At 67.0% G+C, this 14270-nt stretch carries 14 protein-coding genes; 6 read left to right on the top strand and 8 right to left on the bottom strand.

Annotated features, from left to right (window positions below):
• Positions 1-19: 19 nt before the first annotated feature.
• Positions 20-2212: a xanthine dehydrogenase family protein molybdopterin-binding subunit gene (locus AC1DY7_RS18425; protein ID WP_477495144.1), complete on the bottom strand. Its 2193-nt coding sequence runs from the start codon at positions 2210-2212 to the stop codon at positions 20-22.
• Positions 2209-3261, bottom strand: a complete 1053-nt coding sequence (locus AC1DY7_RS18420; protein ID WP_477495143.1) for a cupin domain-containing protein — start codon at positions 3259-3261, stop codon at positions 2209-2211. Before AC1DY7_RS18420 ends, AC1DY7_RS18425 begins: the two co-directional genes overlap by 4 nt.
• Positions 3262-3396: 135 nt before the next feature.
• Here AC1DY7_RS18420 and AC1DY7_RS18415 point away from each other — a divergent pair, with 135 nt between their 5' ends.
• Positions 3397-4062, top strand: a complete 666-nt coding sequence (locus tag AC1DY7_RS18415; RefSeq protein ID WP_477495142.1) for a response regulator — start codon at positions 3397-3399, stop codon at positions 4060-4062.
• A 2-nt stretch (positions 4063-4064) separates the two neighbouring features.
• On the opposite strand, the gene AC1DY7_RS18410 is transcribed toward AC1DY7_RS18415, so the two are convergent.
• Positions 4065-4403 (bottom strand): response regulator, encoded by a 339-nt coding sequence (locus AC1DY7_RS18410; RefSeq protein WP_477495268.1) that lies wholly within the window; start codon positions 4401-4403, stop codon positions 4065-4067.
• Between the two features lie 76 nt (positions 4404-4479).
• Between AC1DY7_RS18410 and AC1DY7_RS18405 the strand changes: the two genes are divergently transcribed.
• Positions 4480-5997, top strand: coding sequence for a GAF domain-containing sensor histidine kinase (locus AC1DY7_RS18405; RefSeq protein WP_477495141.1), 1518 nt, complete (start codon positions 4480-4482; stop codon positions 5995-5997).
• Here the strand turns inward: AC1DY7_RS18405 and AC1DY7_RS18400 are convergent.
• On the bottom strand, positions 5987-6169 hold the full coding sequence (locus tag AC1DY7_RS18400) for a hypothetical protein (protein ID WP_477495140.1): 183 nt from the start codon (positions 6167-6169) through the stop codon (positions 5987-5989). The genes AC1DY7_RS18405 and AC1DY7_RS18400 overlap by 11 nt on opposite strands.
• A gap of 203 nt (positions 6170-6372) precedes the next feature.
• Between AC1DY7_RS18400 and AC1DY7_RS18395 the strand changes: the two genes are divergently transcribed.
• Complete coding sequence (locus tag AC1DY7_RS18395; RefSeq protein ID WP_477495139.1) at positions 6373-7437, top strand: DNA topoisomerase IB; 1065 nt, start codon at positions 6373-6375, stop codon at positions 7435-7437.
• Between the two features lie 38 nt (positions 7438-7475).
• Positions 7476-7679, top strand: coding sequence for a LapA family protein (locus AC1DY7_RS18390; protein WP_477495138.1), 204 nt, complete (start codon positions 7476-7478; stop codon positions 7677-7679).
• A 10-nt stretch (positions 7680-7689) separates the two neighbouring features.
• Here the strand turns inward: AC1DY7_RS18390 and nrdF are convergent, their stop codons facing one another.
• From nrdF to AC1DY7_RS18375, 3 genes are all read right to left on the bottom strand, one after another.
• A complete protein-coding gene (gene nrdF / locus AC1DY7_RS18385) occupies positions 7690-8652 on the bottom strand; it encodes a class 1b ribonucleoside-diphosphate reductase subunit beta (RefSeq protein WP_477495137.1) in 963 nt (320 codons plus the stop codon).
• A 116-nt stretch (positions 8653-8768) separates the two neighbouring features.
• Positions 8769-10232 (bottom strand): flavin-containing monooxygenase, encoded by a 1464-nt coding sequence (locus AC1DY7_RS18380; protein ID WP_477495136.1) that lies wholly within the window; start codon positions 10230-10232, stop codon positions 8769-8771.
• A 47-nt stretch (positions 10233-10279) separates the two neighbouring features.
• On the bottom strand, positions 10280-11035 hold the full coding sequence (locus AC1DY7_RS18375) for a TetR/AcrR family transcriptional regulator (protein ID WP_477495135.1): 756 nt from the start codon (positions 11033-11035) through the stop codon (positions 10280-10282).
• A 129-nt stretch (positions 11036-11164) separates the two neighbouring features.
• On the opposite strand from AC1DY7_RS18375, the gene AC1DY7_RS18370 reads away from it, so the two are divergent.
• The gene (locus AC1DY7_RS18370) at positions 11165-12349 is read left to right on the top strand and encodes a geranylgeranyl reductase family protein (protein WP_477495134.1); all 1185 of its coding nucleotides are present in this window, start codon (positions 11165-11167) and stop codon (positions 12347-12349) included.
• Between the two features lie 41 nt (positions 12350-12390).
• On the opposite strand, the gene AC1DY7_RS18365 is transcribed toward AC1DY7_RS18370, so the two are convergent.
• The gene (locus AC1DY7_RS18365; RefSeq protein WP_477495133.1) at positions 12391-13104 is read right to left on the bottom strand and encodes a GntR family transcriptional regulator; all 714 of its coding nucleotides are present in this window, start codon (positions 13102-13104) and stop codon (positions 12391-12393) included.
• A 166-nt stretch (positions 13105-13270) separates the two neighbouring features.
• On the opposite strand from AC1DY7_RS18365, the gene AC1DY7_RS18360 reads away from it, so the two are divergent.
• Positions 13271-14266: a BMP family ABC transporter substrate-binding protein gene (locus AC1DY7_RS18360; RefSeq protein WP_477495132.1), complete on the top strand. Its 996-nt coding sequence runs from the start codon at positions 13271-13273 to the stop codon at positions 14264-14266.
• The last annotated feature ends 4 nt before the right edge of the window (positions 14267-14270 follow it).

Genomic DNA, 14270 nt, shown 5'->3' with positions numbered 1-14270 from the left:
GTGCCGTTCACGCGTAACTTCACGGGGTCTCCTCGGCGAATGGCCGCATCAGGTTCTCACACGTGATCGGCAGATCCCGCAACCGTTTCCCGGTCGCGTGGTAGATGGCGTTGGCGACGGCCGCCGGCACCCCACAGGTGCCGATCTCGCCGATGCCGCGCACCCCGACAGGGTCCAGCCCGTAGTCGGGCACATCGACGAATTGGATGTCGAATTCCGGCCGATCGGCGTGGGTGGGCACGTAGTACTCGCCGATCAACTGGGCGGTGCGCGGGTCGTGCGGCACCTGCTCCAGCAGCGCCATCCCGATGCCGAAGGTGACACCGCCCATCACCTGATTGGTGGCCAGCTTCGGATTGAGCACGCGGCCACAGTCCAGCACGGCCGTCCAGCGGGTGACGGTGGCCCGGCCGATCTGTTCGTCGACCTCCACTTCGCAGAAGTGCGCCCCGAACGACTGCGAGACGGGGCCGGATTCGTCGGCACCTTGACTCGTGGTCGTGAAGCTCAGTGCCGCAAGGAGTTCAGCACCGCCGCGGCGCAGGGCATCGGGCAGCCCGGCCGGGTCGCCATCGTAGTCGGGGCAGTGCTGTGCCAGGCGGTGGCGCCATTCGAGTGCCGCCGCATGGACCGCGGACCCGACGGTCGCCGTGGTCTGCGAGGCACCACTGTAGGGAGCATCCGGAAATCGTGAGTCACCGGACGAGAAGCGCACCTGACCGAGCGGCAGGCCGCAGCCCTCCGCGGCGAGTTGCGTCATGACGGTGCGCACCCCGGTGCCGATCTCGTGGGTGGCCGACGCGAAGCGCACCACGCCGTCGACGCCGGTCTGCACGGAACAACCGGCCGGCATCCGGCGGCCCGGGTAGGTGGCGGTGGCCATCCCCCATCCGACCTGGACTCCGTTGCGGCGCATTGCCCGTGGTGCGGCGGGACGGCTCGCCCAGCCGAAGCTCTGTGCGCCGCGGCGGTAGCAGTCGGCCAGGTGTTTGCCCGAATACGCTCTGCCGCTGGGCTGGTCGACGTCAGCGTCGTTGGCCAGCCGCAGCGCCACCGGATCACGGCCGAGTGCCGCCGCGAGTTCGTCCATCGCGACTTCCAGCGCGAACAGTCCCGGCGCCTCGCCCGGGCCGCGCATGAAACACGGAGTCGGCGCGTTGATCCTGGCCACCTCGTGTGACACTGCGAGTCGGGGCGAGTGGTAGAGACCCCGCGCCGACAGGCCGACCGGCTCGCAAAAGTGGGCCACCGTGGAGGTCTCGGTGCGGGTGTGTTGCTCGGTGCTGAGCAGGGTGCCGTCGGGCTCGGCGACCAGGGCCAGTCGCTGGTCGGTGCGCGGCCGGTGCCCGGTCGAGGTGAACATCTGGTTCCTGGTCAGCACGAGTTTCACCGGGCGCCCGACTTCGCGTGCGGCGACGGCGCACAACACCACGTGCATCCACAGAAAGCTCTTGGAACCGAAAGCACCGCCCACGAATTCGGACACGATCCGCACGCGTTGCTCCGCTATACCGAGGTAGGCAGCCAGGGCGCGGCGTTCGCCGGTGATCCACCGGGTGCTGTCGTGCACGGTCAGATCGTCACCCACCCATTCGGCGATGGTGGCCGACAGTTCGATCGGATAGTGGGTGTTGCGGGCCGTGGTGTAGCGCGCGGCGACCCGCACCCCGGCGGGTTCGTCGACCGTTCCGCGATGGTCCTGCAGCTTCTCCTCCGCCAGTTTGACGAAGTGGTCGGGACGGTAGGTGCCGTGCCGGACCACCCCGTCGGCCCCGTCGGCGGGCACCGGCTCGGCGAGCACCTGATCCACACTCAATTGTGCTGGTGAACTTCGATATTCGAACCGCATCAGCGCGGCAGCGTACGCGGCGTTCTCCGGTGAGTCGGCCACCACCAGCGCCAGGTGCTGCCCGGCGTACTGCACCGTCAGGTCCGAGAGGGGCGGCCGGCGCTCAAGTGGCAGGTCCCAGGTCAGATCCTTCGGCAGCACCTGCAGGGGCGGGCAGTTCAGCGGGGTCAGCACGTGCAGGACCCCGGGTGCCGCCGCCGCGGCCGCCGCTGCGACGGCCACCGATTCGCCGGTCACCTCGCCGTGCGCGACCTCGGATTGCACCAGCGCCGCATACGTCACGCCCGGCGCCGCGGTGTCCGCGGTGTAGCGCGTCGCCCCGGTCACCTTGTCGCGGCCTTCGACGCGGTCGACCGACGTCATGCCAGGGCGTCCAACGGGTTGCTCTTGCGGACGATCAGCGGGTCGGCGGGAGTGAACGGGAAGGTCGGCAGGTCCTCGATGTGGGTGTCGAACGCGGCTGCCAGCACCTCGCGAGAGTACGCGCTGGCCGAGGCGCGGTAGCCGATGTCGGCGGGGAACGGCTGATCGAAGAAGATCAGGAAGTGCCAGGGGTCTTGACCCGTGTTCTCGATGTGGTGCGGGTAGGCCCGCGGGATGAAGTACATGTCGCCGGTCGTCATGGCCCAGGTGTCCAGCGTCCCATCGGGATTCATGATCGTCATCCGCGCGTCGCCGTGCTGGACGTACCCCATCTCGGCGGTCACGGGGTGCCAGTGCGGTTCGCGCATCCCGTCCTCGGTGACGCGCAGGGAGTACATGGAGATGTTCTTCAACGCCGGCCAGAACTGGTCGCGGGCGAAGCGGGCGTCGCCGTAGGCGTACGTCAATCCCGGTGGCAGGCCTTCAATGTCGAACTTGTGGGGGTCGTTGAAGTACGCGCTCGCTGGGATCTCGGGATCGCCGATGCGGGCGGCGAGCTTGCGGTCATGTGTCGTACGGCGGATCTTGGCCATATCGGACGCCGGCAGGTCGTAGGTGTTGCCGAGCACCGCGTCGGTGAAGGCGCCGAACGTCGCGCCCAGGCCGAAATCCTCGGGGCGTTCGTCGCGGAACGCGATGATGAACTCGCACACCTCGGTGCCGATGTTCTCGATGTGGTGCAGCGAGCCGGACTCGACGTGGAACATCTGCCCCGCCGTCACGATGAAGCTGGAGAACTTGCTTCCGTCGTCCAGCACGGACACCAGCGCGGTTCCGGCCACACAGTAGGTCAGCTCATTGGCGTTGGCGTGCCAGTGCGGGGTCCGCATGGCGCCCGGATTCAACAGCACGCGCTTGATGGACAGGCCCTTCAAGATGGGCAGGTTGTCGGCGGTGACGCGGCGCATCGAACCGAGCTCGTTCTCTTCGACGATCTCCCCGTCGAGCAGGGACAGGGTGTGTGCACTGCGGGTCAGTGATGCGGTCATGTCGGGCTCCTCGCTGGGTTGTTCGATGACTTCAGCCTGCTCTGCAGCTGGACCGGTGTCTGCGAAGCTGGCCGCCAATGAGCGGGTAGTGCTAACCCCCATAGCGACCTTCGTCGGTGCCCCACGGCCGGCGGGATGCGAGAATGTCGCGTGCCCATTCGAGTTGTCCTCGCCGACGATGACGTACTGCTGCGTGAGGGGCTCGCCAGCCTCCTGCAGCGATCCGGTTTCGAGGTCGCCGGGCAGGCCGGCGATGCGGACGGGCTGCTGACGGCGGTGCGCGAACACCGACCGGCGTTGGTGCTCACCGACATCCGGATGCCGCCCACCCACAGCACCGAGGGGCTGGACGCCGCGCGCACCATCCGCGCCGAGTTTCCCGACACCGGGATCGTCGTGCTCTCCGCGCACATCGACGTCGAGCACGCCACCGAACTGCTCTCGGGCGGACGCGGCATCGGCTACCTGCTCAAGACGCGCGTCACCGACGTCGACGATTTCGTCGACACGTTGAACCGGGTGTCCGGCGGCGCCTCGGTCATCGATCCGGCCCTGGTCACCGAACTGGTGTCGGCGCGGCGGCGCAATGACCCGCTGGCCGCGCTAAGCGCACGGGAACGTGAGGTGCTGTCGCTGATGGCCGAGGGGCTGTCCAACGCCGGGATCGGCCGTCGGTTGTGGGTGACGGAGGGCACGGTGGAAAAGCACGTGCGCAGCATCCTGACGAAGCTGGATCTCCCGGAGACCGGGGACGATCACCGGCGGGTCCGCGCGGTGATCGTCTACCTCGATTCGCTCTGAGTTCAGCGGGCGAGCAGGCCCCGGATCGCCTCGGGCGACAGCGCGAATTTCGGTAGGAAGCCGCGCGCCGGGCTGGCGGCGATCAGATCGGCGAAATCCTGCTCGTCGTGTGTGGAGATCAGGATCACCGGGACGTCGGTGAGTTGCTCGGCGACGTCGAAACCGCTGTCGGCGCCCAGGTCGACGTCCACGAGCGCCACATCGGGCGCCAGTCGTCTGCTGGCCGTCAGCGCGCCTGCGCCGTCAGTGGCGGTGCCCACCACGGTGATCCCGCCGTGCGCCAGCATCGTCGTCGCCGCGTCCCGGAAGGCGGCGCTGTCATCGACGATGAGCGCACGCATCACAGGGGAACCGGACATGGGTCAAGCTTGGCAGCACCCCGCCGGTGAGGCATTACCGCTAGCCGGAAAGGTTTCTGTGAACTTCCGCAATAACATCTCCGGAGTGAACTGGCATTCGTGGCCGTCGCGCCTGTTGGCGCTGATCGTGCGGCCGACCGCACGCCCTGTGGGCTGGGGCGTCGTGGTGGCGGCCGCGTTCATCACCGCCGAGACGCTGTTGTTCCTGTGGCTCAAGAGAGTCGCCCCCGACGACGCGTTCGGCGCGGTGTTCCTGCTCGGGGTGCTGGTGGTGTCGGCCGGCTGGGGGTTCGGCCTGGCACTGGCGACGTCGCTGGCCAGCGCCCTGGTGTACGTGTACTTCCACCTGGACGGCCAGGACACCCTGGCGCCGGCGGTCAGTGTCTTCCTCACCCTCGCGCTGGTGACCAATGTGCTTGTCGGACAAGCCCGTCTGCGGACCGCGGAAGCCGAACAGCGCCGCCGCGAGGCAACCGCACTGGCCGACCAGCAGGCCGCATTGCGCCGGGTGGCGACCCTGGTGGCGCGGGCCGCGTCACCGTCGGACGTCTATGACGTCGCGGTGTCGGAGCTTGCGCACAGTCTCGGCGCCGAACACGTCACGCTGCTTCGCTACGAGCCCGACGACCGGGCCATGGTGCTGGCAGCGAGTGACCCGAGGGCTTTCGTTGTCGGACAACGGTTCTCGTTGAGCGGCGACAATGTCGGTGCCCGCATCCGCAACGCGGGCGTGGCGGCGCGCATCGACGACTATCGCGCGGCGGCCGGCGAGGTGGCCACCGCGCTCAGCGGGCTCGGGATGCGTTCCGGTACCGGCGCCCCCGTCATCGTGGACGGTGCGACCCGGGGTGCGCTCGTCGTGGCCTGGACCGCCTCGGATGCCATCCCCGACAACGCCGAGGCACACATCCGCGACTTCGCCGACCTGGTGTCCACCTCGATCGCCAACGCGGAGACCCGCGCCGAACTCACCGCCTCGCGGGCCCGCATCGTCGCCGCCGCGGATCAGGCCCGACGGGGATTCGAACGGGATCTGCACGACGGCGCGCAGCAGCGCATCGTCGCACTCAGCCTGCAGTTACGTGCGGCCGAGGCGGCCGCGGACGGTGCCGCCCGGGCGCAGCTGTCGGCCATCGTCGACGGCCTGGCCGGGTTGTATGCGGACCTGCAAGAGCTGTCGCGGGGTATGCACCCGGCCATCCTGTCCAAGGGCGGGCTGGTCCCGGCGATCCGGACGCTGGCGCGCCGCTCACCGGTCCCCGTGGAGCTGGAATTGCATGTCGAGGCCCGGCTGCCCGAGTCGGTGGAGGTGGCGGCGTACTACGTGGTGGCCGAGTCGCTGACCAACGCGGCCAAATACGCCGAAGCCGAGGTGGTGACGGTCTGTGCGATCGCCGACGAGGCCGGACTTCGGCTGTCGGTGACAGACGACGGCGTCGGCGGCGCGGTGGCGGGCGGCGGTTCGGGTCTGGTCGGTCTCAGAGACCGGGTGGAGGCACTGTCCGGCGAGTTCGGCGTGGTCAGCACTGCGGGCGCGGGAACGACAATCACCGCGACCATTCCGCTCAGCGCGTGAAGGGCAGAACCTGGCAGATGTGCTCGGGCACCGGCGCGGGACGCGCCATCGCCACGTTGCCGATGTAGGACGGGTGCCTGCGCTTGGCCAGCACCAGAGCGCGCATGTTGTGGCGGGCACGACGCGGCGCGAGTTCGACGACGTTGCTCTCGACATTCCCGATGGTTGCCATGACGTTCCTCCTATGCGGTAGTTCAACCGACATCTTCGAGACTGCGCTGCGAACAGAGGAAGTCCTTCAACGTTTGCCGTGAACTTCCTAAGAAAGACCTGCCCGCGATGTGACGGCACCCACACTGACCAGTCCCGCCAGGTGTAGTCACCGCCATCCGGGGGTACTACCGACGGCACAAAACACCTGGTGAGGGAGAAACCATGCGATTGCGGCGAAGTGCGCTGACGACTCCCGGGATCACGCGGAAGCGGCGCGGGAAGGGGTTCGCCTACTACGGGCCCGACGGGGCCGCGCTGAGTGACGACTCCACCGTCGCGCGGATCACGGACCTGGTGATACCGCCCGCGTGGAAAAAGGTGTGGATCAGCCCGTTCCCGCAGGGACACATCCAAGCGGTGGGTACCGACGTGGCCGGTCGGCGCCAGTACCTCTATCACGTGCAGTGGCAGCAGGAGCGGGCCGAGGAGAAGTTCGACCGGGTGCTGGAGATGTCCACCCGACTGCCCGACTGGCGGGCTCATGTCGCCGAGGACCTCCGCGGCAAAGGTCTGAGTCGCGCGCGGGTGCTCGCTCTGGCACTGCATCTTCTGGACAGGGGGTATTTCCGGGCGGGCGGTGAGCAGTATGCGGAGGAGAACGAGTCCTACGGTCTGGCCACACTGTTGTGCTCGCACGTCCGGGTCAGTGGCAGTGCGGTGTCGTTCGACTACCCGGCCAAGAGTGGAGTGCAACGACAGCTGGAGATGGAGGACCCGCAGGTGGCCCGCGCCGTGAAGGCGTTGCTCCGCCGCGGCAGCGGTACCGAGCGGCTGCTCGCGTGCCGGGCGGCGTCGGGCTGGACCGATATCCACGCCGACGACCTCAACGCGCGGTTCAAGGAACTGGTCGGGGCCGACTACAGCGTGAAGGATTTGCGTACCTGGCACGGAACGGTGCTGGCCGCAGCCGCGTTCGTCGACGCCGATCCCCCGGCGTCCAAGAGTGCGGTGAAACGGGTGGAGTCCGCCGTCATGAAGGAGGTGTCCGCCGAGCTCGGGAACACCCCCGCCGTGGCGCGTAGTTCGTATGTGGATCCGCGGGTGGTCGCCGGGTACGAACAGGGCCTGACCATCGCCGCGGCCGCCCGCCGCGCCGCGAAGACCGCAGATCCTGTTGCAGCGCAGGCGATCCTGGAGAAGGCCACGCGCAACCTGATCAACAAGATCGACAAGGGCAACGCCGCGTCACGTCGACCCACGGGCGCCCCGATGCCCGCGGCCGCCTGACCGGTGTGACTCGGGCGCCGGACGGGTAACCCTCAGACATGGACCACAAGTCGTCTGTCAACGGACCGTTCGCCGGGTTCGTGTTCGCCCTACTGTTCACCGCTCCCGTGGTGGTCTGCATCGCGGCGCTCAGCCTGGGCTGGGCCGGCCCCGGTGTGGTGGCGGCCATCGTCGCGCTCGCGGCGCTGGGCATCGGACTGGGTATCTCGAATCAAGAGGGACGCAGACACAGCCGTCGATGAGCAGGAACAGCTAGAAGTCCCAGTCCTCGTCTTCGGTGACGACGGCCTTACCGATCACATAGCTGGACCCTGAGCCGGAGAAGAAGTCGTGGTTCTCGTCGGCGTTGGGGCTCAGCGCGGACAGGATGGCCGGGTTGACGTCGGTCTCGTCCTTGGGGAACAACGCCTCGTACCCGAGGTTCATCAGTGCCTTGTTGGCGTTGTAGCGCAGGAACTTCTTGACGTCCTCGCTCAGTCCGACGGCGTCGTAGAGGTCCTGGGTGTACTCCACCTCGTTGTCGTACAGCTCGAAGAGCAGCTCGTAGGTGTAGTCCTTGAGCTCCTGTCTGGTCGCCTCGTCGACCAGGGCAAGGCCCTTCTGGAACTTGTAGCCGATGTAGTAGCCGTGCACGGCCTCGTCGCGGATGATCAGCCGGATCATGTCGGCGGTGTTGGTCAGCTTGGCCCGGCTGGACCAGTACATCGGCAGGTAGAAGCCCGAGTAGAACAGGAAGCTCTCCAGCAGCGTGGAGGCCACCTTGCGCTTGAGCGGGTTGTCGCCCTTGTAGAAGTCCATCACGATCTGCGCCTTGCGCTGCAGATTCGGGTTCTCCTCCGACCAGCGGAACGCCTCGTCGATCTCGGTCGTGGAGCACAGCGTGGAGAAGATGTTGCTGTAGCTCTTCGCGTGCACCGACTCCATGAATGCGATGTTGGTGTAGACGGCTTCCTCGTGCGGGGTCAGCGCGTCGGGGATGAGGCTGACGGCGCCGACGGTGCCCTGAATGGTGTCCAGCAGGGTCAGGCCGGTGAACACCCGCATGGTGAGCTGCTTCTCGGCGGCGGTCAGGGTGCCCCAGGACGGGATGTCATTGGACACCGGCACCTTCTCCGGCAACCAGAAATTGCCGGTCAGCCGGTCCCACACCTCCGCGTCTTTGTCGTCCTGGAGCCGGTTCCAGTTGATGGCCGAGACACGGTCGATCAGCTTCATTCCATCGGACACCTTGGACCCCAATTCGAAACGTGGTGAGTTGCTGCCACGACACTACAACTGGGGTACGACACCGCGGCGCAACACAACAACTTGTGTTCGCGTGTCGGCGTCATCTAACTGCTGAACTCGTATTCGGCGGGTTGAAACTGCCGCGTCGCCAGCCAGTATTGCCAGGTCATCCCACTCCACAGGGTGCGATTCACGCCATGGGAGTCCATGTACCAGCTCTGGCAACCTCCGGTACTGAACACCGTGTCGGCCAGATCGTGCTGCAACTGGGCGTTGAAATCGTCCTGGGCCCGCCGGGTCGGGGACAGCGCCGTGGCCCCGGCCGCGTCGGCGGCGGCGATCGCCTGCGCGACGTAGCGGATCTGCGACTCGATCATGAACACCACGGAGTTGTGCCCGAGGGCCGTGTTCGGCCCCAGCAGGAAGAACAGGTTCGGCATGCCGGCCACCGCGATACCGCGGTGCGCGGCCATACCCTCCTTGTTCCAGCGGTCCACCAGGTCTTCGCCGCCGGCACCCTTGATGTCGACGTACGTGTAGGAGTCGGTCACGTGGAAGCCGGTGGCCCACACCACCACGTCGGTGGGGTGCTCGACGCCGTCGCGGGTGACGATGCCCGTCGGCGTCATCCGGGCGATGCCCTCGGTGACGACGTCGGCCTTCGGGTTCGCGATGGCCCGGTAGTAGGTGTCGGAGTTCAGGATTCGCTTACAGCCCGCCGTGTAGCTCGGCGTGAGCTTGCGGCGCAGCACCGGGTCTTTGATGCTGCGGTTGATGTTCCACTTGCCCAGCAGCTCGCCGATCTTGAGCAGCCGGGGCTGCTGCGTCATCGCGAACCCGACGCCCTCGTGGATCCAGTAGATACCGGCCCGCATCAGCGCACGGGCGCCGGGGACATAGGTGAACAGCCGCCGGATCCATTGCGGGAAGGCGTTATTGGGCCGGGGCATCACCCAGGCCGGGGTGCGCTGGTACAGATCCAGTCCGGCCACCTCGTCGATGATCGCCGGCACGATCTGGATGGCGCTGGCGCCCGTGCCGATCACCGCGACCCGCTTACCGGAGATGTCCACCCCGTGGTCCCACTGCGCGGAGTGGAACACCGCGCCGGTGAACGTGTCGGCGCCCTCCACCTCGGGGACCGAGGGGATGTGCAGGCCGCCGGCACCAGACACCAGGAACTGCGCGATGAACTCCTGCCCCGTCTTGTCGAACACGTGCCAGCGTGAGTCGCTCTCGTCCCAGTGCGCGCGGTCCACGTACGTGTCGAACCGGATGTTGCGGCGCAGCCCGTGCTTGTCGGTGACGCCCTTGAGGTAGTCGAAGATCTCCGGCTGGAACGACCACATGTGGGTCCAGTCCGGTTTCGGCTCGAAGGAGAACGAGTACATGTGCGACGGGATGTCGCAGGCGCAGCCCGGGTACGTGTTGTCCCGCCAGGTGCCGCCGATCTCGGCGGCCTTCTCCAGGATCAGGAAATCCACGCCTTGGCGCTTGAGGGCGATGCCCATACCCAGCCCGGAGAATCCGGACCCGATGATCAGTGCGCGGGTGGTGATGGCGGACATACTGACGACCTTACCTGGGAACGGCGGTACCAGATACCCGCAACAGGTCAGGCCCGCAGGTCGATCTGCTGGAGCTTGACGGCACTGCTGATCGGCTGGTCGGGGTCGATGACGACGCCGACCAGTTCCCCGGTGCCGTTCACCGCGCCCATCATGATCGTCGTCATATGGGCGACGAACTGATCCATAGGCATGCGGCGGGTGCCGTCCTCGTCGGCGCCCAGCCACCAGTCGGTGGCCGCCGCGGCGGTACCGAACAGTGCGAAGGCGGCCAGTTCGAACACCGCCGGGTCCAGATGCATGTCCTCGAGTTCGCCGCTGACCATCTCGGCGATGGCCAGGGTGATGTCGCGCCCGCGGTTGACGGTGCTCATCGCCGCCGACGACTGGTCGGCGAACCGGCCCTGCAGCAGGAACCGCACCACGTTCGGATGCTGGTCGACGAGCTCGACGTAGTGCTGCACGGCCCGGCCGATGATCTGGCGGGCGGTGTCCTTCTCGATGTCGATCGACGGGATGACGGCGGCCCACAACATGTCGCGCATGCGCTCGCCGATCTGCGCGAACATGTCGGACTTGTCGGTGAAGTGCCGGTAGATCTTCGGCTTGGCGGTGCCGGCTTCCTCGGCGATCTCGCGGACGCTGACGTTGGGGCCGAGCCGGTCGATGGCCCGGAACGCCGCGTCGATGATCTCCGCGCGCACCTTCTTGCGGTGCTCACGCCACCGCTCGCTGCGCGCGTCGACCTTCACTCCGGGTTGCCCACCGGGCAGCGGAATGGCGGGAAGAGATGGTCTGCGCACCCGCCTACTGTACCGGGCTGGTGGTCTCTGACCTGCTCTGACCGCACCGGTCGCCATCCACCGAATGATCAGCTACGAATAACTTCGGTAGCATCGAACGGACACAAGGACTTTGAATGGGGCGGAACAATGACGGCCAGATATGACCTGGTCATCGCGGGTGGGGGCCCTTCTGGATCGGCGGCTGCCTGGCAGGCCGCGCAGACGGGCGCACGGGTGATCGTCTTGGACAAGGCGGATTTTCCCCGGGACAAACCCTGCGGTGACGGACTGACCGCGCGTGCGGTCAGCTACTTGCAGAAAATGGGCTTGGCCGACGAGGTGGCCCAGTACCACCGGATCAACAAGGTCACCGTGTACAGCCCGAGCGCCTGGGAGCTGTCCTTTCCGCGCCGGCCCGGGATGCCCAACCATGGGCATACGGCCAGCCGCACCGACCTCGACCTCAAGCTGCTCAAGCACGCCGAGTCGGCGGGCGCCGAGGTGCGCCAGGGTGCCGAGGTGGCCGGTCCCGAATTCGATGCCAACGGTCGGGTCGTCGGCGTCGTGCTCAAGAGCGGCGAGAAGGTGCTCGGCGACGCCGTTATCGCGGCCGACGGTGCCTACTCCCCCATCAAGCGGGCCCTCAAGCTCGATTCGGAGTACAACGGCTATTCGGCGATCGCCATCCGCTCCGAGATGCACGCCAACCGTCCCGACGGCGACAGCATGGACATCTACCTGAAGCTGCTGTTCCAGGGTGACCAATTGCCCGGCTACGGCTGGGTGTTCCCGATGGGCAACGGCGTCTTCAACATCGGACTGGGTTACGTCAACAGCTACAAGAACTGGCAGTCCATCAACGCCACCCAGTTCCTCGGCGAGTTCCTGCGTTCGCTGCCGCACGAGTGGGACCTGCCGCCGATCGAGGACCTCAAGAAGAACAAGAGCGTGCGCGCGTGGCGCCTGCCGATGGGCTTCACCGCCTGGCCGCCGTGGCGCCCCGGGGTGCTGTTCACCGGCGATTCGCTGGGGGCCGGCAAGCCGGCGTCCGGTGCGGGCATCTCCAAGGCACTCGAATCCGGTTTGGCCGCGGGCGAATGTGCCATCGCGGCGCTGCAGAACGGTGGCCCCGACGACTTCACCAACTACGCGCAGCGGATGGAAGCCGCGTGGGGTCGTGAGTATCGCCGGGGACGTTATATGCACAAGCTCATCGGCTACCCGAAGCTGGCCGACGCCGGCATCAAGCTGGTCGACAACGCCGCGTTCCGGGAGCGGATGCTCAAGTCGCTGTACAAGAAGGCGCAGGGGCCCGCGCACCACAAGGTCTGACGGATCTGTTCGGGGAGCGGGCTCGCCCGGGTCGCGTTTCGCTACGCGCCGCCGCGGCGCCTGCTCTTGGTCAGTTCCACCGGATCGATGGTCGCGCTGGACCACCGAGCCGCCATGGCCAGGCTGTGGGCGCGCCCGGAGTGCACATGGTGGAAAGCCGACGCCGCGGCCCGATCTGGGTCGTGCGCGGCGATCGCCTCGAGCAACTCCTCGTGTTCCTGGCACTGCACGGCGGCGTCGCGATCCTTGGTGAGATGAAAGAGCCACTGCACGCGCGCCTCCAGCGGGCGGAGTAAGGATTCCAGCAGGGCATTGTCGGCAAGGTCGACGATGATCGTGTGAAAGGTGGCGTTCGCAGCCGCGATTGCCGGTTTGTCGTGGCGCTCGGTCGCACTCCGTGCGGTATCGAGTTGGGCCGCAAGCTGATCCAACCCTTGTGCGTCCGCCCGTTCCGCTGCCAGTCGTGCCGCTAGCACCTCGAGGCTCTCGCGTACGTCGAACAGATCCCGTACGTCGGCAACGGTGAACGGCGACACGATCGCCCCCTGCCGGGGCACCACGACGACGAGCCCGTCCTGCCGGAGGCGCTGCATGGCCTCCCGCAACGGGATCCGGGACACGTTGAGTTCCTCGGCGAGATCCCGCTCGACCAACCGGGTGCCCGGCGTCAGTTCCAATCCGACGATGCGCGCCCGAAGCACGTCATAAGCGTGTTCGCGCAACGACTTCCGGCTGTCCTGCGCTACAGATGTCATGGTCACCCCTTTCGGTGTGGATCTGCCGAGCCTAACCCACTCACATTTAGCGGTATACCATTAACTCGACTCTTACATCCGGTTAACGGGACCGAAATCACCACAGCCGAAGCTTCTGCATAACGGTATACCGCTAAGTGGTAGCCATCGACCGCAGGAGATCGCCATGAAAGTCCCCTCTTTCAGCAGGGCCCTTGCCCTGGCAGCCGTCACCACCTTCGCGCTCGGCACCAGCGCCTGTGGTTCCTCCGAGGGAAGCGCCGGCCGCGACGGCGCGCTCTCGGTCGGCGTGTTCCTACCGGGCTCGGTCAACGACACCGGCTTCATGCAGTCCGGATATCAGGGCTTCCAGCGCGTCCAGTCCACCCACGGCGACCGCGTCGACGCCAGCTACGTCGAGCAGGTCGCCGCGGCGGACTATCAGCAGGCCCTGCAGCGCTTCGCCGCGAAGAACGACCTGGTGATCTCGGTGGGCGGCCAGACCGACGCCGATGTCCGTAAGGTCGCTCCGCAATTTCCCGACGTCAAATTCGTCGAGATCGGCGGACCCTCGGACGCCGAACCGATGCCCAACCTCGCCTACTACGACCCCCAGCAGGCCGAGGCCGAATTCCTCTCCGGCGCCGCTGCCGCCGCGGCATCCAAGTCGGGCAAGGTCGGATTCATCGGCGGCGTCGAACTTCCCGCGATCGTCAACGCGGCCAACGCGTTCGGCAACGGCGCACGTTTCACCCGCCCCGACGTCACCGTGCTGACCCCGCAGTACGTCGGCGACTTCAACGATCCCGCCAAAGCCAAGCAAGCGGCCGGAACCGCCTACGCCGGCGGTGCCGATGTGCTCGGCCAGATCGTCAACCTCGGCAAGCAGGGTATCGAGCAGGCAGCCAAGGAGTCCGGCAACACAATGCACGGCGGCCCGATCCCGGGACAGTGCTCCGACGGCGTCTACTCCGGCTTCGTGCGCACCGACATCGGCACCGAGATCGAGTACGCGGTGTCCGCCGCCCTGGACGGCAGCTGGAAGGCCGCGCAGGTCCCGTTCGGCGTGACCACCGACAAGGGTGGCAGCGACTTCGTCAGCTGCTCAACCGATCCCGCCGTCGCCGCAGCCGTCTCGGGTGCGAAATCGGCGATCGTCGCCGGCACGATCAAGCCGTACTGAGCAG

Source organism: Mycobacterium sp. P2_H7, assembly GCF_056403275.1.
Note: the sequence above shows the minus strand (reverse complement) of the source record. Positions and strands in the feature narration are given on the sequence as shown.